21 protein-coding genes are annotated in these 25,089 nt (G+C 62.9%); 13 read left to right on the top strand and 8 right to left on the bottom strand.

Features of this window, described 5'->3' with window-relative positions; all coding sequences use genetic code 11:
• Positions 1-71 precede the first annotated feature (71 nt).
• The gene (gene dksA / locus HFC70_RS09370; RefSeq protein ID WP_168472977.1) at positions 72-491 is read left to right on the top strand and encodes an RNA polymerase-binding protein DksA; all 420 of its coding nucleotides are present in this window, start codon (positions 72-74) and stop codon (positions 489-491) included.
• A 139-nt stretch (positions 492-630) separates the two neighbouring features.
• Here the strand turns inward: dksA and HFC70_RS09365 are convergent, their stop codons facing one another.
• The gene (locus tag HFC70_RS09365; RefSeq protein ID WP_168472976.1) at positions 631-1,962 is read right to left on the bottom strand and encodes a flagellar biosynthetic protein FliO; all 1,332 of its coding nucleotides are present in this window, start codon (positions 1,960-1,962) and stop codon (positions 631-633) included.
• Positions 1,963-2,266: 304 nt separating this feature from the next.
• On the opposite strand from HFC70_RS09365, the gene cckA reads away from it, so the two are divergent.
• A complete protein-coding gene (cckA, locus tag HFC70_RS09360) occupies positions 2,267-4,888 on the top strand; it encodes a cell cycle histidine kinase CckA (protein ID WP_168472975.1) in 2,622 nt (873 codons plus the stop codon).
• A 74-nt stretch (positions 4,889-4,962) separates the two neighbouring features.
• On the opposite strand, the gene HFC70_RS09355 is transcribed toward cckA, so the two are convergent.
• Together HFC70_RS09355 and HFC70_RS09350 are read right to left on the bottom strand one after the other, a co-directional pair.
• Positions 4,963-5,886 carry a pseudouridine-5'-phosphate glycosidase gene (locus tag HFC70_RS09355; RefSeq protein ID WP_168472974.1) on the bottom strand — a complete coding sequence of 308 codons (924 nt, stop codon included), beginning with the start codon at positions 5,884-5,886 and terminating at the stop codon, positions 4,963-4,965.
• Positions 5,887-5,914: 28 nt separating this feature from the next.
• Positions 5,915-6,859 (bottom strand): carbohydrate kinase family protein, encoded by a 945-nt coding sequence (locus tag HFC70_RS09350; RefSeq protein WP_168472973.1) that lies wholly within the window; start codon positions 6,857-6,859, stop codon positions 5,915-5,917.
• Between the two features lie 245 nt (positions 6,860-7,104).
• Here HFC70_RS09350 and recA point away from each other — a divergent pair, with 245 nt between their 5' ends.
• On the top strand, positions 7,105-8,193 hold the full coding sequence (gene recA, locus HFC70_RS09345) for a recombinase RecA (protein ID WP_168472972.1): 1,089 nt from the start codon (positions 7,105-7,107) through the stop codon (positions 8,191-8,193).
• Positions 8,194-8,363: 170 nt separating this feature from the next.
• Positions 8,364-11,027: an alanine--tRNA ligase gene (gene alaS / locus HFC70_RS09340; RefSeq protein ID WP_168472971.1), complete on the top strand. Its 2,664-nt coding sequence runs from the start codon at positions 8,364-8,366 to the stop codon at positions 11,025-11,027.
• A gap of 98 nt (positions 11,028-11,125) precedes the next feature.
• On the opposite strand, the gene HFC70_RS09335 is transcribed toward alaS, so the two are convergent.
• Entirely contained in the window at positions 11,126-12,799 is a 1,674-nt protein-coding gene (locus HFC70_RS09335; protein ID WP_168472970.1) for a SulP family inorganic anion transporter, read from the bottom strand.
• Between the two features lie 208 nt (positions 12,800-13,007).
• Between HFC70_RS09335 and HFC70_RS09330 the strand changes: the two genes are divergently transcribed.
• Positions 13,008-13,865, top strand: a complete 858-nt coding sequence (locus HFC70_RS09330) for a GyrI-like domain-containing protein (protein ID WP_168472969.1) — start codon at positions 13,008-13,010, stop codon at positions 13,863-13,865.
• Positions 13,866-13,905: 40 nt separating this feature from the next.
• On the opposite strand, the gene HFC70_RS09325 is transcribed toward HFC70_RS09330, so the two are convergent.
• A complete protein-coding gene (locus tag HFC70_RS09325) occupies positions 13,906-14,529 on the bottom strand; it encodes a glutathione S-transferase family protein (protein ID WP_168472968.1) in 624 nt (207 codons plus the stop codon).
• A 139-nt stretch (positions 14,530-14,668) separates the two neighbouring features.
• Positions 14,669-15,883 carry an NADP-dependent isocitrate dehydrogenase gene (locus HFC70_RS09320; protein WP_168472967.1) on the bottom strand — a complete coding sequence of 405 codons (1,215 nt, stop codon included), beginning with the start codon at positions 15,881-15,883 and terminating at the stop codon, positions 14,669-14,671.
• 233 nt (positions 15,884-16,116) lie between these two features.
• Here HFC70_RS09320 and HFC70_RS09315 point away from each other — a divergent pair, with 233 nt between their 5' ends.
• The 8 genes from HFC70_RS09315 (at position 16,117) to HFC70_RS09280 (ending at position 23,407) form a co-directional block, all read left to right on the top strand.
• Positions 16,117-16,638: a hypothetical protein gene (locus HFC70_RS09315; RefSeq protein WP_168472966.1), complete on the top strand. Its 522-nt coding sequence runs from the start codon at positions 16,117-16,119 to the stop codon at positions 16,636-16,638.
• A gap of 36 nt (positions 16,639-16,674) precedes the next feature.
• Entirely contained in the window at positions 16,675-17,217 is a 543-nt protein-coding gene (locus HFC70_RS09310) for a hypothetical protein (RefSeq protein WP_168472965.1), read from the top strand.
• A gap of 30 nt (positions 17,218-17,247) precedes the next feature.
• Positions 17,248-17,805 carry a hypothetical protein gene (locus HFC70_RS09305; RefSeq protein WP_168472964.1) on the top strand — a complete coding sequence of 186 codons (558 nt, stop codon included), beginning with the start codon at positions 17,248-17,250 and terminating at the stop codon, positions 17,803-17,805.
• Between the two features lie 69 nt (positions 17,806-17,874).
• Positions 17,875-18,735: an RNA methyltransferase gene (locus HFC70_RS09300; protein WP_168472963.1), complete on the top strand. Its 861-nt coding sequence runs from the start codon at positions 17,875-17,877 to the stop codon at positions 18,733-18,735.
• The gene (murI, locus tag HFC70_RS09295) at positions 18,713-19,519 is read left to right on the top strand and encodes a glutamate racemase (RefSeq protein ID WP_168472962.1); all 807 of its coding nucleotides are present in this window, start codon (positions 18,713-18,715) and stop codon (positions 19,517-19,519) included. Before HFC70_RS09300 ends, murI begins: the two co-directional genes overlap by 23 nt.
• Positions 19,520-19,688: 169 nt before the next feature.
• A complete protein-coding gene (locus HFC70_RS09290; protein WP_168473205.1) occupies positions 19,689-20,963 on the top strand; it encodes a hemolysin family protein in 1,275 nt (424 codons plus the stop codon).
• Positions 20,964-21,392: 429 nt separating this feature from the next.
• Positions 21,393-21,632 carry a DUF1127 domain-containing protein gene (locus tag HFC70_RS09285; protein ID WP_168472961.1) on the top strand — a complete coding sequence of 80 codons (240 nt, stop codon included), beginning with the start codon at positions 21,393-21,395 and terminating at the stop codon, positions 21,630-21,632.
• A 254-nt stretch (positions 21,633-21,886) separates the two neighbouring features.
• A complete protein-coding gene (locus HFC70_RS09280) occupies positions 21,887-23,407 on the top strand; it encodes an ATP-binding protein (protein ID WP_168472960.1) in 1,521 nt (506 codons plus the stop codon).
• A gap of 25 nt (positions 23,408-23,432) precedes the next feature.
• Here HFC70_RS09280 and HFC70_RS09275 read toward each other — a convergent pair whose 3' ends face one another.
• Positions 23,433-23,852 carry a DUF1810 domain-containing protein gene (locus tag HFC70_RS09275; RefSeq protein ID WP_168472959.1) on the bottom strand — a complete coding sequence of 140 codons (420 nt, stop codon included), beginning with the start codon at positions 23,850-23,852 and terminating at the stop codon, positions 23,433-23,435.
• On the bottom strand, positions 23,849-25,087 hold the full coding sequence (pepT, locus tag HFC70_RS09270) for a peptidase T (RefSeq protein WP_168472958.1): 1,239 nt from the start codon (positions 25,085-25,087) through the stop codon (positions 23,849-23,851). Before pepT ends, HFC70_RS09275 begins: the two co-directional genes overlap by 4 nt.
• Positions 25,088-25,089: the final 2 nt, after the last annotated feature.

Genomic DNA, 25,089 nt, shown 5'->3' with positions numbered 1-25,089 from the left:
CATAAGGCTTGAATGCGACGTTTTGAAAGGATATACACCCGCCAATTGAGATGTTCTTCAGGAGAATCGCGTTGAGTGAGAAGATCAATCTTAGCAACTATGTGCTCTCGGAAGACGATGAGTTCATGAATGCCAACCAGAAGGCATATTTCCGCGCAAAACTGATCGCATGGAAGAACGACATCCTGCGGGAGGCGAGGGAAACGCTCGGCCATCTTGCCGAGGAAAGCGCCAACCATCCAGACCTTGCCGACCGGGCATCCTCGGAAACCGATCGGGCGATCGAGCTGCGTGCTCGCGACCGCCAGCGCAAGCTGATTTCCAAGATCGATTCCGCTCTTCAGCGTCTCGATGACGGAACCTACGGTTTCTGTGAAGAGACCGGCGAGCCGATCGGATTGAAGCGCCTGGACGCCCGTCCGATCGCCACCTTGTCGATCGAGGCTCAGGAACGCCACGAGCGTCGCGAAAAAGTCTATCGCGACGAATAAGCCTTATCCGGCCTGAGACCGGCGCTTTTCCCTGCGGAGTGTCTGTGGGGAAGGCGGCCGGTTGATGCGGCCTTGCAGCGAACCGATCTCGCCCACGCAAGGATCGCGCGAGCGATTGCAGTCCACCGCAAAGCCCCCGTCAGCTATTGCGGCTTGCCGACATCTCGCCAAAAATCCGGGCGATTTCCTTTTGAATATTCTGCTCTTCGCCAGTACCAGCGGCCGTGGCCGGCGCCGGCTTGCTGTCGGCAGGTGCATTCACCGGCACCGGCCCGAGACCCGTCAGGCTTTTTGCCAGACGCGGATCGGCCGCCATATGGGATGCCATTTCCTCTTCCAGCACCCGTTCAAATTCACTGAACTCAGGCGTGCGCACCGGTGCAGGCGTGATGGTCGGGGCGATCTCCGGCTCGAGGCGGGCTGATTGCTGCGTGAAACGCGAGGCAGGAAAGGGTTCGGCCTGCGGCTGCAGCACCCGACTGCGGGCCGCATCGAGAATATCCGCGGCATCGCCGATCGGCAGGTCGGCACCGGTGTCCTGCCGTTCCATCTGCGGCTCGGTACGTGCGGCGGGTGAGATGAAGCGGGAGGCGGGGAAGGGTTCCGGAGCTGGCGGCGGCGGTGACGCAGGCGCAGGCACCACATCGGGTTGGGCGAGGGTCGCAGCGGCTGGCACAGCCCTGGCCGGCGGCTCGACTACGATTTTTGCCGGTGGCTCGACGAAAATCGGCTCTTCGGCAACCGGCTGGGATGCCGGCACCTGCACGGCCGCAGGCGCTGCAGGTGCAGTCGGGATCTGCGGCGCGGCCACGGCCTGAACCGGCGCCGCGGCGCTTGCCGTCTGTGCTGGTGCGGCTGCCGCCGTCGTTGCCGTTGGGGTCGTCGCGACAGGGCGCGGCGCAACCGGTCTGGGCGGCTCGGCAGGCGGTGTCGCGGGACGGCTTGGCGCTGCCTGGGCCGGGGTCGTCGGGCGTTCTGCGGCCCGGACGCTGTCGCCGGCCGGTTTCTGGACCGGAGGCTGAACGGGGGCGGGCGCCGCCGGCAGTCTCGCAGCCGGCGCCTGTTCCGCGGGCTGCAGCTTTGCTTCCGGCAGGGGAGACGGCATCCGCTGGTCGAGCATATTAGGTGTTGTCGGCGCAGGCACGGCAAGGGGTTGCGACAACTCGCCGGCGAGATAGGCTTTCGGTTCGCCGATGCCGCTTTCGATGACGATATCGGTCGGCCCGCCGATCATGATCAGATGTTCGATATTGTCGCGCCGGATCAGCACCAAACGGCGGCGGGTATCGACCGCCGCGGCATCCAGCACCTGCAGGCGCGGTTGCCGGTTGCGGCCGCCGCGCACGAAAGGAGACGAGGCACGGTTGCGCATCAGCCACAAGACGACGACCAGAACGACGAGTGCCAGGCAAACGCCGACGGCGGCAACGATAAAACGATTGCCGTAAGCGGTCATCAGTTCGTCCAGCATTGGCGCGGGCTCCTTTCTCACGTTTATCTACAAGAACGACTTTTTTGTCGCTCAAGCAAGGCAAGCCGATCGTTGTCCAGCGATCATTGCATGCGGCGCGGGCGAGGCCTGTTCAAGGATTCACGCCAAATGCGGCGATCCTATGGGGTTGCCCTTGTATTGTCTGTGTATTGACGGTCTGTTTGTGTCCTGCCGGAGCTTTTTGCGCCAGTTGCAAATTGCTAAGGGTATTATGACAAGGCCGATTCCCTTTATTCCGACCATTCGGATCGAGGGTGCGTATCGGGCCACCAGCGAGGGGCGTATGACGACAAAGCGGCAGGCCGACGAGAGTGCAGGGCCACTGGTGGATCGCCGGGCCCGTTCCGGCGCGGCGATGCGCATCATAGTGCTGGCTGCCGTTCTTCTTGCTGCCGCCACCTCTTTCGTGATCTTCAAGGATTCGCTCGAAAACGAAGTGGTGCTGGGCGTCCTCGGTATTCTCGCCATGGTCGGCATCTTCTTTCTCGTCTCGGCCATCATCGGCTTCATCGAGGTCATGCCGCAGACCCAGTCGGACGGGCTCGGCCGCAATTTCCTCGACACCCTGCCCGAAGGCGCACTGATTGCCGATGACAAGGGCCGCATCATCTACGCCAATGCCGCCTACGGCCGTATGACGGGTGCCCGCAAGGCGACCGAGGTGCAGACGCTGGAGGCCCTGCTGTCGCGCCACCGCGAGGCCGGCGAGGCGCTCTACCGGCTGACCAACAGCCTGCGCGAGGGCAAGGAAGGCTCTGAAGAGTTCCGGTTGCTGAAACCGCTCGGCCTGTTTTCCGACAACGGCTCCGGCGCACACTGGTATCGTCTCAAGGCACGGCTCCTGGACGGCGACGCCGCCCATCGCACGCTGCATATCTGGCAGATTGCCGATATCACCTCGGAGCGCGACGACCAGGAACGCTTCTTCAAGGAATTGCAGAACGCCATCGATTATCTCGATCACGCGCCGGCCGGCTTCTTTTCCGCCGGGCGCAAGGGCGAAATCTTCTATCTGAATGCTACGCTTGCCGAATGGCTGGGCATCGACCTCACGCAGTTTTCGCCGGGCTCGATCTATGTCGCCGATCTGGTGGCCGGCGAGGGCATGGCGCTGATCCAGTCGGTGCAGGCCGAACCCGGACTGTCGAAGACCGAAACGCTCGATCTCGACCTGCGCCGCGTCGACGGTCGCAGCTTTCCGGCAAGGCTGGTGCACCGGGTGCGCTCGGCCCGCGACGGGGCGCCGGGCGAAAGCCGCACGATCGTGCTGGCGCGGCAGGAGGGTGGCGCCGGCGACCGCACCGATTCCGTCGCCTCGATGCGCTTCACGCGGTTCTTCAACAATACGCCGATGGCCATCGCCTCGGTGGACGGCGAAGGCCGGATTCTGAGGACCAATGCGCCGTTCCTGAAACTGTTCTCCGACATCGTCTCGCGTGACGATGTGGAACGCCGCGCCCGGCTGGAGGTGATCTTCCACGAAAGCGACCGCGAGCGCTTTGCCCAGGCGCTGGCCTCTGCCAGGGACCGGCAGGTCGATATCGCGCCGATCGATTCCCGCCATCCGACCAACGACCTCAGGTATTTCCGCTTCTACGTCAATGCGGTGATCGACCAGAGCGACGAGGCGCCCGAAGAGGCGGCCATCGTCTATGCCGTCGATGTCACCGACCAGAAGGCCCTGGAAACCCAGATGGCCCAGACCCAGAAGATGAATGCCGTCGGCACGCTGGCGGGTGGCATCGCCCACGACTTCAACAATGTGCTGACGGCCATCCTGCTGTCGTCCGATCATCTGCTGCTGCAGGCCCGCCCGGCCGACGCCAGTTTCGCGGACCTCATGGAAATCAAGCGCAATGCCAACCGCGCTGCCGTGCTGGTGCGGCAATTGCTGGCCTTTTCGCGCAAGCAGACCATGCGGCCGACCGTGCTCAATCTGACCGACGTGATCGGCGACCTGCGCATGCTGGTCGATCGGCTGATCTCCGGCACCAATGTCAAGCTGAAGGTCGACTACGGACGGGATCTCTGGCCGGTCAAGGCCGACCTGTCGCAGTTCGAGCAGGTGCTGATCAATCTCTGCGTCAATGCCCGCGACGCCATGCCGGACGGCGGCACCATTACGCTCAGTACCCGCAATATCAGCCCGCTGCAGGCCGCCGCCTTCAACTACCGCCTGCTGCCGGACGAGGAATTCGTGCTGGTCGAGGTCGCCGATACCGGCACCGGCATCGCGCCGGAAATTCTCGACAAGATCTTCGAGCCCTTCTTCACCACCAAGGATGTCGGCAAGGGCACCGGGCTGGGGCTGGCCATGGTCTATGGCATCATCAAGCAGTCCGGCGGCTATATCTTCACCGATTCCGAAGTCGGCAAGGGCACGATTTTCCGAGTCTTCCTGCCGCGCCATGTGATGGAAGCGGTGCCGGATGACCGGCTGGGTCCGCTCGACCCGACGACAGAGGCGCAGGCAACACCGGCGGTGGCCGCCTCGTCCAACAGCGGTTCGGAAAAGGAACCGGCTGATCTGACCGGCAAATCCGCGGTCGTCCTGCTGGTCGAGGACGAGGAGGCGGTTCGTCGCGGCGGCAAGCGCATGCTGGAGACCCGCGGCTATACCGTTCACGAGGCGGGATCCGGCGTCGAGGCGCTTGAGATCATGGCGGAGCTGAACGGCGCGGTGGATATCGTCGTGTCCGATGTGGTGATGCCGGAAATGGACGGGCCATCGCTGCTGCGCGAATTGCGCAAGGACTACCCGGATATGAAATTCATCTTCGTATCGGGTTACGCGGAAGACGCCTTTGCCCGCAACCTGCCGGCCGACGCCAAGTTCGGCTTTCTGCCAAAACCCTTCTCGCTGAAGCAACTGGCCGTCGCCGTCCGCGAAATGCTCGACGCCTGAGGGCTTGAAACAAAAGCGCCGCGGAGGGTTTCGTCCCATCCGCGGCACTGGTGGTCTTCAGGTCTGCCTGTTCGTCAGATCATTGCCACGGCGATTTCAGCCGCCAGGCGCGCATTGTTCTCGACCAGCGCGATATTGGTCTTCAGACTGCGGCCGTCGGTCAGGTGGAAGAGGTTGTCGAGCAGGAACGGCGTGACGTCCTTGCCGGAAATTTCTTCGCGTTCGGCATTGGCCAGCGCCCGGCCGATATAGATTTCCATTTCCTCCCGGGCGATCTCGAATTCCTCCGGTACCGGATTGGCAATCAGCATGCCGCCATCGAGGCCAAGCTGGCTACGTACCTTCTGGAAATTGGCAATCGCCGCCGGACTGGCCAGCGACAGCGGGCTTTTGAGCCCCGAACTGCGCGACCAGAAGGCCGGAAAGTCTTCGCTGTCATAGGTGACGACGGGAACGCCGCGTGTTTCCAGCACTTCCAGTGTCTTCGGAATATCGAGAATGGCCTTGGGGCCGGCCGAAACCACGATGACGGCCGTGCGGGCCAGCTCTTCCAGATCGGCCGAAATGTCAAAACTTTCCTCGGCGCCGCGATGCACCCCGCCGATGCCGCCGGTGGCAAAGACCGAAATACCGGCCCGGGCCGCCGCGATCATCGTCGCCGCCACGGTGGTGGCGCCGGAGCGCCGCTCGGCAATGGCAAAGGCAAGATCGGCACGCGACAGCTTCATCACGTCGGGCATCTGCGCCAGCGTTTTGATGTCTGCCGGTTCCAACCCGATATGCAGCACGCCGTCGATCACCGCGATGGTCGCCGGAACGGCGCCCTGCTGGCGAATGATCGCCTCGACGCTGAGCGCCATGTCGAGATTGCCGGGATAGGGCATGCCATGGGTGATGATCGTCGATTCAAGGGCGACGATCGGCGCGCCGCGTGTCTTGGCGGCAGTGACCTCGCCCGAATAGACGATGGGCAGCAAAGGCGAAATGGCTTTGGTCATAGGATGTCCATGGGTTGGCAGATCAATGTCATGACAGCAATTCGGGCTCCGGCACAAGAGCAAGTCGGCTTTCGAGCAGCGCCGGCGAGAGGTTTTCGGCCGTGGCATGGGGTGATGCGAGCGTCAGCGCCGCGACGGCTGCACCGCGGCGAAGCGCCTGGCCGAGCGGCAGGCCGGCCATCAGGCCGGAAATCGTTCCGGCCGCCAGCCCGTCGCCGGCCCCGGTCACATCGGCAATGCGCTCGAGGGTCGGTGGCGTCATGCTGAACGCCGATGTCTCGTCAAAAGCTATGATGGGCTGGGCGCCGCTGGTAATGACTCCGGATTTCAGGCCCTCGGCGCGCAGCAGCGCCGGCCAGCCGCCGGGTTCTTCCGGCCGGCGGCTGGTGAGCGCCGCAGCCTCCGCGCCGTTCATGAACAGCACATCCAGCCCTTCGAGGCTGGCCCGGAAATGCAGCACCTTGACCGGCGAGATGGCGATGGCGAACAGCGGAAGTTGTCGGGCGCGGGCAGCGACGGCGATCGCCGTCAGCGTCTCTTCCGGCAGGTTGGCATCGACGAGGATGGCATCGGCCTCAGCGATCGCCTCGCGCACGGCGCGCACCTTGAGGCGCCGCGGCGAAAACATCCGGTAGAGATCCATGTCGGCAATGGCGACGACCAGATTGCCGTCACGCTCGAGGATTGCCGTATAGCTCGGCGTGGACCGGTCGAGAAACACGAAGGGCCGGTCGTCGATCCCGGCGCTAAGGGCCGCGGCAGACACCTGCGCCCCGGCCGCATCGCCGCCCCGCGGCGATATCATCACGGTGCGGTGTTCGAGCCGTGCAAGGGCGCGGGCGGCATTGAACGCGCCGCCGCCGGGCTCTTCCAGAAAACGACCGGGATTGCTGGCGCCCGGCACCGTTACGCCGTCGATCCGGCCGCGTCTATCGACATGCGCGCCGCCGAAAACCAGGATCCCGCCGCTCATCGAAACCGCCCCGCCAAGGCGCCGACCGGACGAATCGCCGCCCCTGCACAGGCCAGGTTGCTGCCCGCCGACCGTCTGGCGACGCCGTGCCGCCGATCTTGTGAGACGTTTCGTGAACACGCCATGAAATATCTATTGCTTTCAGAGGCTTGATAGGCCCTTGCCAAAGAGGAACAAACCATGTACAAAAGCTCCATAGACTGCTTCATTGCCTCGGCGGCTTCAATAACCTAAAGGTGGATCAAATGGCACAAAATTCTTTGCGTCTCGTAGAGGACAAATCGGTGGATAAAAGCAAGGCATTGGAAGCGGCCCTTTCGCAGATCGAGCGTTCGTTCGGCAAGGGTTCGATCATGAAACTCGGTTCGAACGAGAATATCGTCGAGATCGAGACGGTTTCGACCGGCTCTCTCGGACTGGATATCGCGCTCGGCGTCGGCGGCCTGCCCAAGGGCCGCATCATCGAGATTTTCGGACCGGAAAGCTCGGGCAAGACGACGATGGCCCTGCAGACCATTGCCGAGGCCCAGAAGAAGGGCGGCATCTGCGCTTTCGTCGATGCCGAACATGCGCTCGATCCGGTCTATGCCCGCAAGCTCGGCGTCGATCTGCAGAATCTTCTGATCTCCCAGCCCGATACCGGCGAGCAGGCGCTTGAAATCACCGATACGCTGGTGCGCTCCGGCGCCATCGACGTGCTGGTCATCGACAGCGTCGCGGCTTTGACGCCGCGCGCCGAAATCGAGGGCGAGATGGGCGACAGTCTGCCGGGTCTGCAGGCCCGCCTGATGAGCCAGGCGTTGCGCAAGCTGACCGCGTCGATTTCGCGTTCCAACACCATGGTCATCTTCATCAACCAGATCCGCATGAAGATCGGCGTGATGTTCGGTTCGCCGGAGACCACCACCGGCGGCAATGCCCTGAAATTCTATGCCTCGGTTCGCCTCGACATCCGCCGCATCGGTTCGGTCAAGGATCGCGAAGAGGTGGTCGGCAACCAGACCCGCGTCAAGGTCGTCAAGAACAAGATGGCACCGCCCTTCAAGCAGGTGGAGTTCGACATCATGTATGGCGAAGGCGTGTCGAAAACCGGCGAACTCGTCGATCTCGGCGTCAAGGCCGGCATCGTCGAGAAATCCGGCGCCTGGTTCTCCTACAACAGCCAGCGGCTCGGGCAGGGGCGCGAGAATGCAAAGACCTTCCTGCGCGACAATCCGGCGCTCGCCGATGAAATCGAGCTGGCGCTGCGCCAGAATGCCGGCCTGATCGCTGAGCGTTTCCTCGAAAACGGCGGTCCGGAACCCGATGACGATGATGCCGCAGCGGAAATGTAATAGCTGCCCGCGTTCCCGCATAACCACCTGACTTTTGATCCCGGCCGGCCATATATCAAGCGATGTATGGCCGGTTTTGCGTGGCGTGACTGGACAGTGCGGATGGCAGCCGATAAAAGCCATTGATTTTTGACGTCTGTCCGGCATCCGGACGCATAAAAGGGCATGACATGAGCGGCGTAAACGACATCCGGTCGACCTTTCTCGAGTATTTCAAGACCAATGGTCACGAGACCGTTTCATCGAGCCCGCTGGTGCCGCGCAACGACCCGACGCTGATGTTCACCAATGCCGGCATGGTGCAGTTCAAGAACGTCTTCACCGGCCTGGAACAGCGGCCCTATTCGACGGCGGCGACCGCCCAGAAATGCGTGCGCGCCGGCGGCAAGCACAACGACCTCGACAATGTCGGCTATACCGCTCGCCACCATACCTTCTTCGAAATGCTCGGCAATTTCTCCTTCGGCGACTATTTCAAGGAGCGCGCCATCGAGCTTGCCTGGAACCTGATTACCAAGGAATTCGGCATCGACCGCAATCGCCTGTCGGTCACCGTCTATCACACCGACGACGAGGCCTTTGATCTCTGGAAGAAGATCGCCGGCCTGCCGGACCAGCGTATCATCCGCATCCCGACCAGCGACAATTTCTGGGCCATGGGCGATACCGGCCCCTGCGGCCCCTGTTCTGAGATTTTTTACGACCACGGCGATCATATCTGGGGCGGACCTCCAGGCTCGCCGGAAGAGGATGGCGACCGTTTCATCGAGATCTGGAATCTCGTGTTCATGCAGTATGAGCAGGTGACGAAGGAAGAGCGCGTCGATCTGCCGCGCCCGTCGATCGATACCGGCATGGGCCTGGAGCGCATCGCTGCCGTCCTGCAGGGCGTGCACGACAATTACGACATCGACCTGTTCCGCGCCCTGATCGAGGCCTCCGTCGACCTGACCGGCGTCAAGGCCGAAGGCGAGCATCGCGCCAGCCACCGGATCATTGCCGACCACCTGCGCTCCGCCGCCTTCCTGATCGCCGATGGCGTGTTGCCGTCCAGCGAAGGACGCGGCTATGTGCTGCGCCGTATCATGCGCCGCGCCATGCGTCATGCCGAACTGCTCGGCTCGCGCGAGCCGATGCTCTATAGGCTCCTGCCGGTCCTGGTCCAGCAGATGGGCCGTGCCTATCCGGAACTGCTGCGCGCCGAGGCGCTGATTTCCGAGACCCTGAAGCTCGAGGAAACCCGGTTCCGCAAGACGCTGGAGCGCGGCCTGTCGCTGCTGTCGGATGCCACCGCCAGCCTGTCGAAGGGCGACAGCCTCGACGGCGAGACGGCCTTCAAGCTCTACGATACCTACGGCTTCCCGCTCGACCTGACCCAGGATGCCCTGCGCGCCCGCGAGATCGGCGTCGACCTGATGGGCTTCAACGATGCCATGCAGCGCCAAAAGACCGAAGCCCGTTCCCATTGGGCCGGTTCCGGCGACAAGGCGACCGAAACCATCTGGTTTGAACTGCGCGAAAAGCACGGCGCCACCGAATTCCTCGGCTATGACACCGAGAGTGCCGAAGGCATCGTCCAGGCGCTGGTGCGCGATGGCGTGTCGGTCGACAGCGTCGCGGAAGGCGAGACCGTGCAGGTCGTGGTCAACCAGACGCCGTTCTACGGCGAATCCGGCGGCCAGATGGGCGATGCCGGCCGGATCGTCGCGGAAGGCGGCGGTACGCTTGCTGTGTCTGATACCCAGAAACGCGGCGAAGGCCTGTTCGTTCACAATGCCACGGTCACCAAGGGCACGCTGAAGGTTGGCGACCCGGTCTCGCTGACCGTCGATCATATCAGGCGGTCGCGCCTGCGCGCCAACCATTCGGCCACCCATCTGCTGCACGAGGCGATGCGCGACGTGCTGGGCAGCCATGTCTCCCAGAAGGGATCGCTGGTGGCCCCCGAACGGCTGCGCTTCGACGTCTCCCATCCCAAGCCCATGTCGGCCGAGGAATTGAAGATCGTCGAGGACATGGCCAACGAGATCATCCTCCAGAATGCCGCCGTCACGACGCGGCTGATGAGCGTCGACGACGCGATCGCCGAGGGCGCCATGGCGCTGTTCGGCGAGAAATATGGCGATGAAGTGCGCGTCGTGTCGATGGGCACGGCGGTGCGCGGCGACAAGGCCGGCAAGCCCTATTCGGTCGAACTGTGCGGCGGCACCCATGTGTCGGCCACCGGCGAGATCGGCCTGGTGCGCCTGCTGTCGGAAAGCGCCGTCGGCGCCGGCGTGCGCCGCATCGAGGCGGTGACCGGCGATGCCGCCCGCGCCTATCTCTCCGAGCAGGACGAGCGCATGAAGTCGCTGGCCGCAACGCTGAAAGTGCAGCCGGCCGAAGTGCTGTCGCGCGTCGATGCGCTGATGGACGAGCGCCGCAAGCTGGAGCGTGAACTGGCCGATGCCAAGCGCAAGCTGGCCATGGGCGGCGGCGAGGCGGCTGCCGGCGATGCGACCCGCGACATCAACGGCATCAAGTTCCTCGGCCGGGTCGTGGCCGGCGTCGAAGCCAAGGATTTGAAGGCCATGGCCGACGAAGGCAAAGCCGGCCTCGGCTCGGGCGTCGTGGCGCTGATCGCCGTCTCCGAAGACGGCAAGGCCAGCGCCGTGGTGGCCGTGACCGCTGATCTGACCGATAAGGTCAGCGCCGTCGATCTGGTGCGCGTTGCTTCGGTGGCGCTCGGCGGCAAGGGCGGCGGCGGCCGGGCCGACATGGCTCAGGCCGGCGGCCCGGATGGCGCCGAGGCCGCCCAGGCGATCGAAGCCGTGGCCGCGGCCATGGCCGGATAATTATCGCGCGGCGCTGCGGTTCGACCCGTGAACAGGGACTGAACGCGAGCACGCTTTGAAAACGACGCCTTCGGCCCCTCGGCCGGAGGCGTTTTTCGTTATCCCGTCTCGTCCAGCCGGCGTCTCCGGATGTCGGCGCGCGCCGCTGCGATATCGGCCACATAGCTGACCCGCGGTGCCACGACGTCGTGCGCCTCGAGCAGCCGGCGCAGATCCGGCCCGGCGCCGGCGATATAGACCGCAACGCCTGCCTTTTCCGCCTTGCGGATCGTACCTTCGATGACATTGGCGGCGGTCGAATCCATGAAGGAGACACTCGAGCAATCCAGCACGAAATTGCGATACTGGTCGGCGATCCGGTCGAGCACCGAGCCGACGGTGGCCGCCGCGCCAAAGAAAAAGGCGCCGCCGATGCGGTAGATCACCGTGTCGCTATCGGTATTGTCGACCGGCCGCTCCCGGTCTTCGTCCGCTTGCGCATCGGCCTCTTCGTCCGTCTGGCTATGCGGCGTGACGGTGACGCTCTTGCCCATGCGATCGATGAACAGCAGTGCCCCCAGCACGAAGCCGACGACGATGCCTTCGGTCAGGTCGCGGAAGATAACCAGCAGGAAGGTAACGAGCAGCACGACCGTATCGCCGCCGGAACTGCGCATCAGGGCGGCAAAGGCCGGCCGCTCGACCATGTTCCAGGCAACGACCGCCAGAACGCCGGCCAGGGCTGCAAGCGGGATATAGCTGGCAAGCGGCGCGGCAATCACCATGAACAGCAGCAGGAAGCCGGCATGCAGCATGCCGGACACCGGGCTGACGGCGCCGGCGCGCACATTGGTGGCGGTGCGGGCGATGGTGCCGGTCACGCAGATGCCGCCGAACAGCGCCGAGCCGATATTGGCAACGCCTTGGGCCACTAGTTCCATGTTGGAGCGATGCCGGCGGCCCGTCATCCCGTCGGCCACCACCGCCGACAGAAGGGATTCGATGGCGCCGAGCAGGGCAAAAGAAATCGCATCCGGCAGCACGGCGCTTGCGAGATCCAGGGAAAAGCGGGGCAGGGCGGGCACGGGCAGGCCACGAGGAATGCCGCCGAAGCGCGTGCCGATCGTGTCGACCGGCAAGGCAAGCACGGCAGCGGCGACCGAGGCGAGACCGACGGCGATCAACAGGCCCGGCCAGGTTGGCCGCAGCCTGCGCAGGATCAGGATCGTGCCGATCGTAAGGGTAGCTATGGCGACCGCGGCCGGATTGACCGTTTGGTAGGCGCCGGCCAGCGCCGACAGCTTGTCGACGATCGGTCCCGGCTCCTTGCCCGGCAGTCGCAGGCCGAGGAGCTCGCTGATCTGGCTGGCAAAGATGATCACCGCGATGCCGGCGGTAAATCCGACCGTGACGGGGTAGGGGATGAACTTGATATAGGTGCCGAGCCGCAGGAAGCCTGCCGCCATCAGCATCAGGCCGGCCATGGCGGTGGCAAGTACCAGGCCATCGACGCCATGTCGCGAGACGGTTGCGGCGACCAGCACGATGAAGGCGCCGGCCGGCCCGCCGATCTGGTGCCGGCTACCGCCGAGCAGCGAGACCAGGAAACCGCCGACAATGGCGGTGTAGAGACCGCGATCCGGCGTCACGCCCGACGCGATGGCGATCGCCATCGAGAGCGGCAAGGCGACGATGGCGACCGTCAGTCCGGCAATCGCATCGGCCCGCAGTCGTGACAGACCGTATCCTTCCTGGAAAACACTGACGAGTTTCGGCACGAGAATGGATTGCATGGCGGTTCTGCTCTGGCGCCTTGGTTGCGGGCATCCGGCAGGCCCTGATGCCGGTCGGACAATAGGAGCCTGAATCCGGGGATTTGGCAATGTGTTCGGCACCGACCGAAGGCCCTGCCGCTCTTTGTCGAGACGCGTGGAAAAACCGCAGGATTTGTCAAACCGGAATGTGGTTTATCGGTTCCGTCGAACGGCTGGAGGATGGGACATGAGCGGCGAAAGCATATGGGCACTCTACGAGGCGCGCCTGCGGCGGGTGTCGGACTATATCCACCAGCATCTGGACGAGGAACTGGACAATGACAGGCTGGCGGGCATCGCCTGCCTGTCGCCGTTTCACTGGCACCGCATCTATCGCGCCGTGCATGGCGAGACGCTGGTGGCCACCGTGAAACGCCTGCGCCTCCACCGGGCGGCCGGCGATATCGTCGGCACCACCTTGCCGATTGCCGAGATTGCCAGACGATCCGGCTATCCCAACCTGCAATCCTTCAACCGCATCTTCAAGGCCTCTTACGGCCTTCCGCCGGCCCGCTATCGCAAGGCGGGAAGCCATAGCGTTTTCGACCTTGGTCCTCACAGAAAGGCAATCGACATGTTTGACGTAACCCTCAAGACATTGCAGCCGATTGATCTGGTCGGTGTCGCCCATGCCGGCAGCTACATGGCGATCGGCCACGCCTTCGAAACGCTGTTCGGTACACTCTATGCCCGAGACCTCGCCAGGCCCGACATGCCGATGATCGGCCTCTATCTCGACGATCCCGATCTTGTGCCGGTCGACAAGCTGCGCTCCTTCGCCTGCGTCGCTCTGCCGGCCGAACTGCCCGCAGAAGCACCTTTGGTCCGCCAGCGCATCGACGGCGGAGACTTTGCGGTTTTGCGGCACAAGGGTCCCTATGCGGATATGCACAAGGCCTATCAATGGCTCTATGCCGAATGGCTGCCGTCTTCCGGCCGCGCCGTGCGCGATGCCCCGATGTTCGAGCTCTATGTCAACAATCCCCGCGAGGTCGCCCCGACGGAATTGCTGACCGATATCCATTTGCCGCTCACACCCCGCTGAGCGATAGCAGCGATGCGGTCGGGGGGCTTATCGCCAGTTGTCAGCCGGCCACCTGTGCCATGGCCGCATCGTCCAGTTCATTGGCGCGCTTATAGGCTGGCCGGTCGCTGACCCGCGCCAGATAGTCCTTGAAGGCCGGACGTTTCTCGATGCTGCCGAAGCGCAGGCCCCAGCCGATATGCGAGCCGACATAGACATCGGCGGCCGAAAAGGCCTTTCCCGCCACGTAGGGGTTGGCCGAGACGGCGATCTCCAGGGTGTCCATGACGTCCTCGAAGGATCCGTAACCGATCATGCGCTGCTTGTCGGCCGGCACGTCGAAGCCGAGGCTGCGGTTGGAAACAGCGGCTTCCAGCGGCCCTGCCGCGAAAAACAGCCAGCGATAATAGCTGCCGCGCGCCGTGGTCGGCGGCGCCAGGCCGGCTTCCGGAAAGGTGTCGGCCAGATAGCTGCAGATTGCCGCACATTCGGTGACGATCACCTCGCCATGGCGCACCATCGGCACTTTGCCCATCGGGTTGAGGTGGCGATAGTTGGCGCTCTTCATCGGCGGCCCGAAGGGCACGATTTCGGCGCGGTAGGGCACGCCCACTTCCTCGATCATCCAGCGCGCGATCCGTCCGCGCGACATCGGATTGGTATATAGGACAAGCGACTCGGTCATGGCGTTTCCTCGTTTTGTTCCCTATATGTTCCAAGTTCACTAACAGTCTTTGATGAACCTATCAAGATTGTTGGGCGAAAATCGCACAAAAAAACCCGGCCGAAGCCGGGTTTCCTGAAAAGCCGAGAGGCGATGCGCCTTAGGCGGCCATGGCCTTCTGCAGGTTCTCGTCCACCTTGTCGAGGAAGGCGGTGGTCGACAGCCACGGCTGGTCCGGGCCGATCAGCAGCGCCAGGTCCTTGGTCATGAAGCCGGCCTCGACGGTGTCGATGCAGACCTTTTCGAGCGTCGTGGAGAACTTGGCCAGGTCCGCATTGTCGTCCAGCTTGGCGCGGTGGGCGAGGCCACGCGTCCAGGCGAAGATCGAGGCGATCGAGTTGGTCGAGGTCTCCTGGCCCTTCTGGTGCTGGCGGTAGTGGCGCGTCACCGTGCCGTGGGCAGCTTCGGCTTCCACCGTGCGGCCGTCCGGCGACAGCAGGACCGAGGTCATCAGGCCGAGCGAGCCGAAGCCCTGTGCAACCGTATCGGACTGCACGTCGCCGTCGTAGTTCTTGCAGGCCCAGATGTAGCCGCCCGACCATTTCAGCGCCGAGGCGACCATGTCGTCGATCAGGCGATGTTCGTAGGTGATGCCGGCAGCGTCGAATTCGGCCTTGAATTCGGTCTGGTAGACTTCCTCGAAGATGTCCTTGAAGCGGCCGTCATAGGCTTTCAGGATGGTGTTCTTGGTCGAGAGATAAACCGGCCACTTGCGCATCAGGCCGTAGTTCATCGAGGCGCGGGCGAAATCGCGGATCGATTCGTCGAGGTTGTACATGGCAAGGGCCACGCCGGCGCCTGGTGCCTTGTAGACTTCCTTCTCGATCACCTCGCCGTCTTCGCCGACGAACTTGATGGTCAGCGTGCCCTTGCCGGGGAATTTGAAGTCGGTGGCCTTGTACTGGTCGCCGAAGGCATGGCGGCCGACGACGATCGGCTGGGTCCAGCCCGGAACGAGGCGCGGCACGTTCTTGCAGATGATCGGCTCGCGGAAGATCACGCCGCCGAGGATGTTGCGGATCGTGCCGTTCGGGCTCTTCCACATTTCCTTGAGGTTGAATTCCTTGACGCGCTGTTCGTCGGGCGTGATCGTCGCGCACTTGATGCCGACGCCATGCTTCTTGATGGCGTTGGCGGCATCGACCGTGACCTGGTCGCTGGTGGCGTCGCGGTTTTCAACCGAAAGGTCGTAATATTCGATATCCAGATCGAGATAGGGCAGGATCAGCTTTTCCTTGATGAACTGCCAGATGATGCGGGTCATCTCGTCGCCGTCGAGATCGACGACCGGGTTGGCAACCTTGATCTTGTCCATGAATATCCTCGTCGTGGGTAAGGGGGGACCGGTGTCCCTATGTTGAGTTCAAACCTGTTGCGCTATAGCATTCCACTCCCGGAACGCAAAGCGCTGGCCGGCACGCTTTGTGCCTTTTTGGTTATTAATTGATCCCAAAATTGGACGGCATCCAGGGCCGTGCCGCCATTGTGTTTTGCCGGCCGGCGGCTAAGGTCGCGGCAGTTTTCCTCTTTATCCGGATGCCCTTGTTCATGAAAGCGCTGCTGCTCTCTGTTGCTCTCTGCCTGTCCGCCACTGCCGTTGCTGCAGCCGATCCGACGGTGCCGGTGAAGGAAGTCATCGATATCACGGCGAAGAACTGGAAGGCCGAGAACCCGTCCTCCGAAGACATCTTCGACAAGGACCATCTTGGCCGCCTGTTCAGCGCCGATTTTGTCGCCGTCTATACCGAGGCCTCCAAGCACCCCGCCTACGATTTGCCGGAGGGCGAAACGACCGGTTCACCCTTCGACTACGATCCGATCGCCGGTGGCCAGGATGGTTGCCCGTTCGAGAACATCCGCGTCGAGGATGATGGCGACGGCCAGGTCACGGCACTGTTCAACAATCGCAAATGCTTCGGCTCCGACGCCGAATATCAGAAGGACACGGTGCTGATCTTCCACGTCGTGGAGGAGCGCGGCCGGCCTGTCATCGATGACATCTATCCGGTGGTCGACGGCAATTCCGGCAGTTCGATCAAGGACGACCTGAAGACCATTGCCGCCCAATAGGCGGCCCGCCCAAACCACCCTGTCGAGGACCAAGCCATGACGGCGATGCGCAAATTGACGATGGTCGGCGGCCTTTGCCTGCTGCTCGCCGCTCCGGCCCTTGCCAACGAACCGGACGAACCGGTGAAGGTTCTGGTCGAGATGGCGAGCTACAACGCCGGTGTCGAGCCGAATGCAAAGGCGGTCTACGACGACTATTTTTCCGCCGGCATGCTGCTCAATTATTTCAGCCAGGGGTTTACCGAGGCCTATGTGAAGGCTTTGCTGGCATCCAAGCGCCTGCATGACACCATGCTGCTCGATTACGATCCGGTACTGGGCGGCCAGGACGGCTGCGTGCCGAAGGATGTCACCTACGGCAGGCCGCAGACCAAGGGCGGCGTGACGGAGGTGCTCGTCGGCTTCAAACGAAGCTGGTGCTACGACGGCGAATACGAGGGCAAGGACGAGATCACGAAGGTCATCTACCGGCTGGTGCGGGAAGACGATGAGGTCGGCGAAAAGCGCTACGTGATCGACGACATCCATTTCGTCAACGACGTGCCGCTACGCGCCGAATTCGAAGCGCTCGCAAAATAAAGGCGACATTTCGCAGATGGAGATCGGTTGATGACACTTCGTGCGCTTTTCATGGCTTTTTTCCTGGCCGGTGGCGTCGTGCAGGCGGCCGAGCCGCAGGATCCTGTCGTCACCCTGATGAAGGTCGCCGATGGGATCGAGGGCAATAGCGAGGCGACCGACTATTACGACGAAGTGCTGCTGACATCGATCTACAGCCGGAGTTTTGCCCGGATCTACCGCATGGCGGCGCTGGGCGACGACTTGCTCGACCTGCAGGGCGTCATGACAGGGCAGGACGAAGTCGTGGTCAGCCAGGATCCTTGCCCGATGAGGGACCTCAAGATCGTCGCCGGCAAGCCGAAGGAAGATGTCGTTCCCGTCGCCGTCTATTTCGACGTGTCGTCCTGCTGGGGCAACAAGCCCGACATGGCGCAGCCGGCCTTGAGCTTCCATGTCATCAAGGAAGACGGTCGCTACGTGATCGACAATTTCTGGAACAGCGACTACCAGGACGGCCGCCTTGAGACCTCGGTCAAGGTCAAGTATGCCGATCTGGCCAAAAGCGAGATCGACCACATGCTGAAGGGGTTCGACGGCGAGGAGTAATCCTCCGCACCCTTTGCGTCGGCGCATTTTTGTGCCAATGAGCCCCCTCTATCAGTCCAGAGGCGGAAAATGTCAGGCACCAACAGTGAACGCGAACTTCTGACCGAGGGTCCGGCGATCATTCTGGTCGAGCCGCAGCTCGGCGAGAATATCGGCATGGTGGCCCGAGCCATGGCCAATTTCGGCCTGTCGGAACTGCGCCTGGTCAATCCGCGCGATGGCTGGCCGAGCGACAAGGCGCGCTCGGCGGCCTCCAAGGCCGATCATGTGATCGACGGAACGCGGGTTTTCGAAACCCTGGAAGAGGCGATCGCCGACCTCAATTTCGTCTATGCGACCACGGCCCGCGAGCGCTACGGCTTCAAGCCCGTCCGTTCGCCGGTCACGGCGGCAGCCACGCTGCGCCAACGCTTCGTCTCCGGCGAGCGCACCGGCATCCTGTTCGGTCGCGAGAAATCCGGCCTGTCGAACGAGGAAGTGGCGCTTGCCGACGAACTCGTGACCTTTCCGGTCAATCCGGCCTTTGCCTCGCTCAACATCGCCCAGGCCGTGCTGCTGATGTCCTATGAATGGATGAAATCCGGCATGGAGGATCTGACCGTCACGGCGTTCCAGCCGATCGAGCAGCGCCCGGCCTTGAAGGAAGAGGTGCTGGGCCTGTTCGAGCATATCGAGGAGGCGCTCGATGCGCGCGGTTATTTCCGTCCCATCGCGAAAAAGCCCAAAATGGTCGACAACCTCCGGGCTGTGCTGTCGCGTCGCGCCTTTACGGCGCAGGAAGTCGGCGTGTTGCGCGGGGTGATCTCCTCGCTCGACCGTTTTTCCCGAAAAAGACCGCGCGGCAGCGGTGCGCCGGACGACAGCCTTTCAGGCGACGCTGTGACCGATGAGGGGATTGTGGAGCGGGATGACGGCCGGAATGACGCATGATCTGAAACCGGTTCTCGTATTCGACAGTGGCATCGGCGGCCTGACGGTCCTGCGCGAGGCGCGCGTGCTGATGCCGGAGCGCGGCTTCATCTATGTCGCCGACGATGCCGGTTTCCCCTATGGCGACTGGGAGGAGCAGCCGCTGAAGGAACGCATTCTCGACCTGTTCGAGAGGCTGTTGAAGACCTACGATCCCGAAGCGGTCATCGTTGCCTGCAACACCGCCTTCACGCTGGCCGGCAGCGATCTGCGAGCCGCCTTTCCCAACAGGCGTTTCATCGGCACCGTGCCGGCCATCAAGCCGGCCGCCGAGCGGACACGGTCGGGCCTCGTGTCCGTTCTGGCAACGCCTGGAACGGTCAAGCGCGCCTATACCCGTGATCTGATCCAGTCTTTTGCCGGACAATGCCATGTCCGCCTGGTCGGTTCGCAGAACCTGGCGCGGTTGGCGGAGGCCTATATTCGCGGCGAGGGGGTCGACGACGCCGAGATCCTGGCCGAGATAGCGCCCTGTTTCGTGGACATGGAGGGCCGCCGGACCGACATCGTCGTGCTGGCCTGCACCCATTATCCCTTTCTTGCCAATGTCTTCCGGCGACTGGCACCCTGGCCGGTCGATTGGCTGGATCCCGCCGAGGCGATCTCCCGCCAAGCGCGCCGGCTGGTGCCGCTGGTCGACGGCGCCGAGCACCCGGAAGAGTTCGATTTCGCCGTCTTTACCTCCGGCAACCCGGATTTTTCGACGCGCCGCCTGATGCAGGGTTTTGGCCTGCGGATGAGTTGACGGCTCCGCCTCAAGAGCCGTCCCTCGATCGACCGAAAAGATCGCGCAACTTGAATAGCAAAATTCCCGCGCTTATTTTGGCAAGCATCGCAAGTCTGTGCTAGAGACGGTTTCAACCGTCGGAAAGACGGCCTTCTGGAGCTTTGAAACATTCGTGTTCGCTGAAATTCTGATCGTAGTTCTCCTGACCATCGTCAATGGCGTTTTGGCCATGTCGGAGATGGCCGTCGTCTCCTCAAGGCCGGCGCGGTTGAAGGTCCTAGCTGAACATGGAAATCGCGGCGCCGAAGTGGCCATTCGGCTCTCGGAGGATCCGGGTAAATTCCTGTCGACCGTGCAGATCGGCATCACGCTGGTTGGTGTTCTGTCCGGTGCCTTTTCAGGCGCAACCCTCGGTGCCCGGCTTGCCGTCTGGCTCGAGTCGGTCGGTCTGTCCAATGGCGTTTCGGATGCGCTGGGCGTCGGCTCCGTCGTCGTCGCCATCACCTATCTGTCGCTGATCGTCGGCGAACTCGTGCCCAAGCAGATCGCACTGCGCAATCCCGAAATGGTTGCCGCCAGCATTGCCCGCCCCATGCTGATGCTGTCGCGCATCGGCGCGCCGCTGGTCTGGCTGCTCGATCGCTCCGGCCGGCTGATCCTCAGTCTGCTTGGTCAGAAGGGCGCGTCGGCCGGAACGGTGACCGACGAGGAAATCCGTTCCGTGCTGGCCGAGGCCCAGAGCGCCGGCGTCATAGAGAACGAAGAATCCCAGATGATCTCCGGCGTCATGCGGCTTGCCGACCGCACGGCGCGGGGCCTGATGACACCGCGACGCGATGTCGAGGTGGTCGAGATCGACGACAGTTTCGATGTCATCCGCGAAAAGCTGCGCCTGACCCAGCATTCGCGCCTGCCGGTGCGCAACGGCCATTCCGACGAAATCGTCGGCGTGCTGTTCGTCAAGCATGTCTATGACGCCATTTCCCTGTCGCCGGATATCGATATCCGCACCGTGATCAGCGAAGTGCCGATTGTCTCCGACCTGTCGAGCGCCATCGACATCATTAAGGCCATGCGTGCCTCGCCGCTGCATATGGTGCTGGTCTATGACGAGTACGGCCATTTCGAAGGCATCATCACCTCGGGCGATATTCTGGAAGCCATTACCGGCGTGTTCGTCGAACATCAGGAAGAGGAGCCGCAATTCGTGCGGCGCGAGGACGGCTCCTATCTGGTGGCCGGCTGGATGCCGATCGACGAATTCGCCGAGCAGATCCGCCTGCGCATCGAGGACGATCCCGACTACACGACGGTTGCCGGCTTCGTCATCGCTGAGCTGAAGCGCATCCCGGATCTCGGCGACAGCTTCGTCACCCACGGCTGGCGCTTCGAAGTTATCGACCTGGACGGCCGGCGCGTCGACAAGCTGCTGGTGTCACCGGTGGTGGAAGACGACTACTGAGTCCAGCCCGCTTTCAAAGGGCGACTGCCATCAGGATATCGACTGGCCTCCTGTATCGGTCTGTTGCATTATGGCAACGGATTCACGGTAACCGTTGCAATCGTCAATTGCGCTCTTGTGTCGCATTTGGACTCATGTAATTTTGTGGCCATCCGAAACTCTAGCTGTAGGAGGCGTACGATGTTTGCTATTACTCTACCGTGCGCCACCATGGCGGATCCGGTGTTCATGATCTCCGCGCTTGGCGCCTTGCGATCACGAACCACCAGCTAACGGCTTTCCGTTCGCGAATCCGCCTTTTTTGGCACTTTTCTCATTGATTTAACGTGATCGGCTGACCCCGCGCCTGTGTGCCTGGTCCTGCCCGTATCGCCTGTCTTTTTATCTCAGAAGGACTCGGTTGCTTCGCTGCGCCGGGAGGGAAAACCTATGCATAAGGAACACGTAATAGTTGTTGACGATCTGGTGGCCTCGGTCGAGGCGCTGTACCAGAAATTCGGGATGTGGCGCGTGGTTGGCGCCTTTGTCGCGGCAGCACGACGGCAGCGGCGCACGGCCAATGCGCTCAGCGATCTCTCCGCCCACATGCTGCGCGATATCGGCATGCCGGAGGAGGGGGAGGACTTTCTCCTGCCACGGAAACCCTCGCTCTGGGACATCCGCCTTTGAGCCCGTGCAAGCCTGATTCCGGTGGTGTCGCCCCCCGGAATCAGGTGGCGTGGGCGGCGCCGGAACAAAGCGTCGCCGGTCCGATTGCGGTATTGACCCGCGATCTCGATCGGCGACCGCATCTCCTGACAAAAATGTGACCAACCGCGCGATTCTCTGTTGATGGACGGCTATTTCGCTGCGCCGACTCCTGTATTCTTTGCTACAGGTGGCGGCTCGCCTGAAGCGGCGTCAGTATGAAGAGGGTGCATCCAGTGCAGGTCGGAATCGATATGGGAACGGTGACGGGCGGCGCGCCGGCCAAGCTCGATATCGAGGAGCTTTTGGCGACGCGTCTGCTGGTGCAGGGCAATTCCGGTTCAGGCAAGTCCCATCTGCTGCGCCGCCTCCTGGAGCAGTCCGCTCCATGGGTACAGCAGGTGATCATCGATCCGGAAGGCGATTTCGTCACGCTGTCGGAGAAATACGGCCATGTCGTCGTGGACGGCGAACGCACCGAGGCGGAACTGGCCGGCATCGCCAACCGTATCCGCCAGCACCGCGTTTCCTGCGTCCTGACGCTGGAAGGCCTCGACATCGAGCAGCAGATGCGCGCCGCCGCCGCCTTCCTCAACGGCATGTTCGATGCCGAGCGCGAATATTGGTATCCGGTGCTGGTTGTCGTCGATGAAGCGCAGATGTTCGCGCCTTCGGTCGCCGGCGACGTCTCGGAAGACGCGCGAAAAATGTCGCTCGGCGCCATGACCAACCTGATGTGCCGCGGCCGCAAACGTGGCCTTGCCGGCGTCATCGCCACGCAGCGTCTGGCAAAACTTGCCAAGAATGTCGCGGCCGAAGCCTCCAACTTCCTGATGGGCCGCACCTTTCTCGATATCGACATGGCGCGTGCTGCCGACCTGCTCGGCATGGACCGCCGCCAGGCGGAAATGTTCCGCGATCTGAAGCGCGGCAATTTCGTCGCTCTCGGCCCGGCTCTGTCGCGCCGCCCGCTGCCGATCGTCATCGGTACGGTGGAGACCTCGGCCCGCTCCTCCAGCCCCAAGCTGATGCCTCTGCCGGACGCGCCCCAGGATGTCGAAGACCTGATCTTCACGCCGGATCCGGAAGAGTTTACCCGGCCGATCACCCGCCGCGCACCGCCGGCACCGCGCCCGACCACCGATATTCTGGCCGAGCTGTCACGCTCGACGCCGGCCGCCTCCGGCCCCGTTGCCGCCGAGCCGCGCTCCAGCGCGCCGGAAATCTCGGCGGAAGAGCGCGAGGACCGCATGGCGGCGGTGCTGTCCGAAATTCTTGACGATCCGCAGGCGGCCTATCGGACCGATGCCGTGCTCTATCAGGAATTCCTGGTGCGCGCCCGCATGCGCCGCATTGCCGGCCCGCCGATGGCCATGAGCGAATTCCGCCGCAGGGTGGCCATCACCCGTTCGGGCGTCGATGAAGAGACGGCCGCAAGCGAAGCCTGGGCGACGGCGCTGACCTTGTCGGTGAGCGTAACCGACGACTTGCAGGGTGTGTTCCTGCTGATGGCCAAGGCGGCCATCCGCAACGAGCCTTGCCCCTCCGACCAGCGTATAGCCAAGGCCTATGGTACCCATTCGGCCCGCCGCGCCCGCCGCCTGCTCGGCTATTTCGAAGAACAGGGCCTGATCGTCCTGCACACCGATTTCTCCGGCAAGCGCATCGTCGCCTTTCCCGATCTGCAGGTCGAAACCCAGCCGGGCGATCCCAATGCCGTGGATGTCGACCCGGGGGCGCAATCGGCGGCGGAATAGGTCTGCCTGCTGTCCTGACGGGCTTTCAAAGTCTGGCGAGTGTCGCGGGATCAGCCTCACCGTTGTAGAATCGGGTCAGCACCTGGTCGAAGACGGTGTCGCCACCGCCGGCCCTTGAAAACAGCGTCATCGACGACCGCAGCTTCAGCACATCCGGATAGCCGAAAATCTCTTCCGCGCTTCGACCGTCAAGGCTCAGCAGGATCTCGCAACATTCCCACAATCGGTCGCCGAGCACGGGATGCGCGAGATAGGCCCGCGCTTCGGCAAGCGATGCGATCGCATATGTCCTGGCAGTCGGACTGCCGCCCAGACCCTTTATCTGCGGGAAGATGAACCACATCCAGTGGCTGGTCTTCTGTCCCCGACGCAGTTCGGCCAGCACAGCGGCATAGACCGGCCGCTGTGCATCGACGAAACGCTGCAGATCAAAGGCGTCACTCATGCCGCCGTGCGCTCCTCCCAGACCTGCACCAGCTCGACGATCGTTTTCACTGCCAGTTCCATGTCCTGGACACCAACCCATTCGAGCGGCGAGTGATAGGCGTGGCCGCCGGTATAGATATTGGGGCAGGGCAGGCCCATGAAGGACAGGCGCGAACCGTCGGTGCCGCCGCGGATGCTGTGCAGCACCGGTTCCAGCCCGGCGCGGCGCACCGCTTCGGCGAGATTGTCGACGATCTCTGGGTGCCGGTCGAGCACCTGCTTCATGTTGCGATACTGCTGCTTGACCGTGAACGTATAGGACGAGCCGGGATAGGTGGTCATCGCCTCCTTGACGATCTGTTCGAGCAGTATTTCCTTTTCTACCAGACCTTCGTCGGTGAAGTCGCGGATGATGAATTGCAGATGCGCATGATCCATCGAGCCGGAGATATCGGTCGGATGGATGAAACCCTGCCGGCCTTCGGTGGTCTCCGGCGTCTGGTCCTTCGGCAGGCGGGCGACGATGGCGCTGGCGATCTTGATGGCGTTTTCCATCTTGTCCTTGGCATAGCCCGGATGCATGGCAACACCGGTAATCTCGATCTCCACGCCATCGGCCGAAAAGGTCTCGTTCTCGATCTCACCGACCGTGCTGCCGTCGAGCGTATAGGCAAATGCCGCGCCGAGCTTGTCGAGATCCACCTTGTCGGCGCCGCGGCCGATTTCCTCGTCGGTGGTAAAAAGGATCTTGATCGTGCCGTGCTTGATGCCGGGATTGGCGAGCAGCGTGGCGGCCGCCGTCATGATTTCGGCAATGCCGGCCTTGTCGTCGGCGCCAAGCAGCGTCGTTCCGTCGGTCGTGACGATGTCATGGCCGATCTGGCTGTTGAGCTGCGGGTGATCGCTGACGCGGATCACCTGGGCGGTGTCGCCGGTCAGGCGGATGTCGCCGCCCTGGTAATTGCGCACGACCTGCGGCTTGACATGCGTGCCGGTGAAATCCGGTGCCGTATCCATATGCGAGCAGAAGCAGATGACCGGAACAGGCTTGTCCGAGGTGGCTGGGATCGTCGCATAAACATTGCCGTGTTCATCGAGATGGGCATCCCCAAGACCGAGCGCCAGCAGTTCCTGCACCAGGATCCGGCCAAGATCCTTCTGCTTTTCCGTCGAGGGCTGGGCTGTCGATGTCGGGTCGGACTGGGTGTCGATGACAACGTAGCGGAGAAGGCGGTCGAGCACGGTGTCGGTCATGG

This window comes from Agrobacterium sp. a22-2, assembly GCF_012276985.1.
Lineage (GTDB): Bacteria > Pseudomonadota > Alphaproteobacteria > Rhizobiales > Rhizobiaceae > Allorhizobium.
This window is presented reverse-complemented; position numbering and strand designations above follow the sequence as displayed.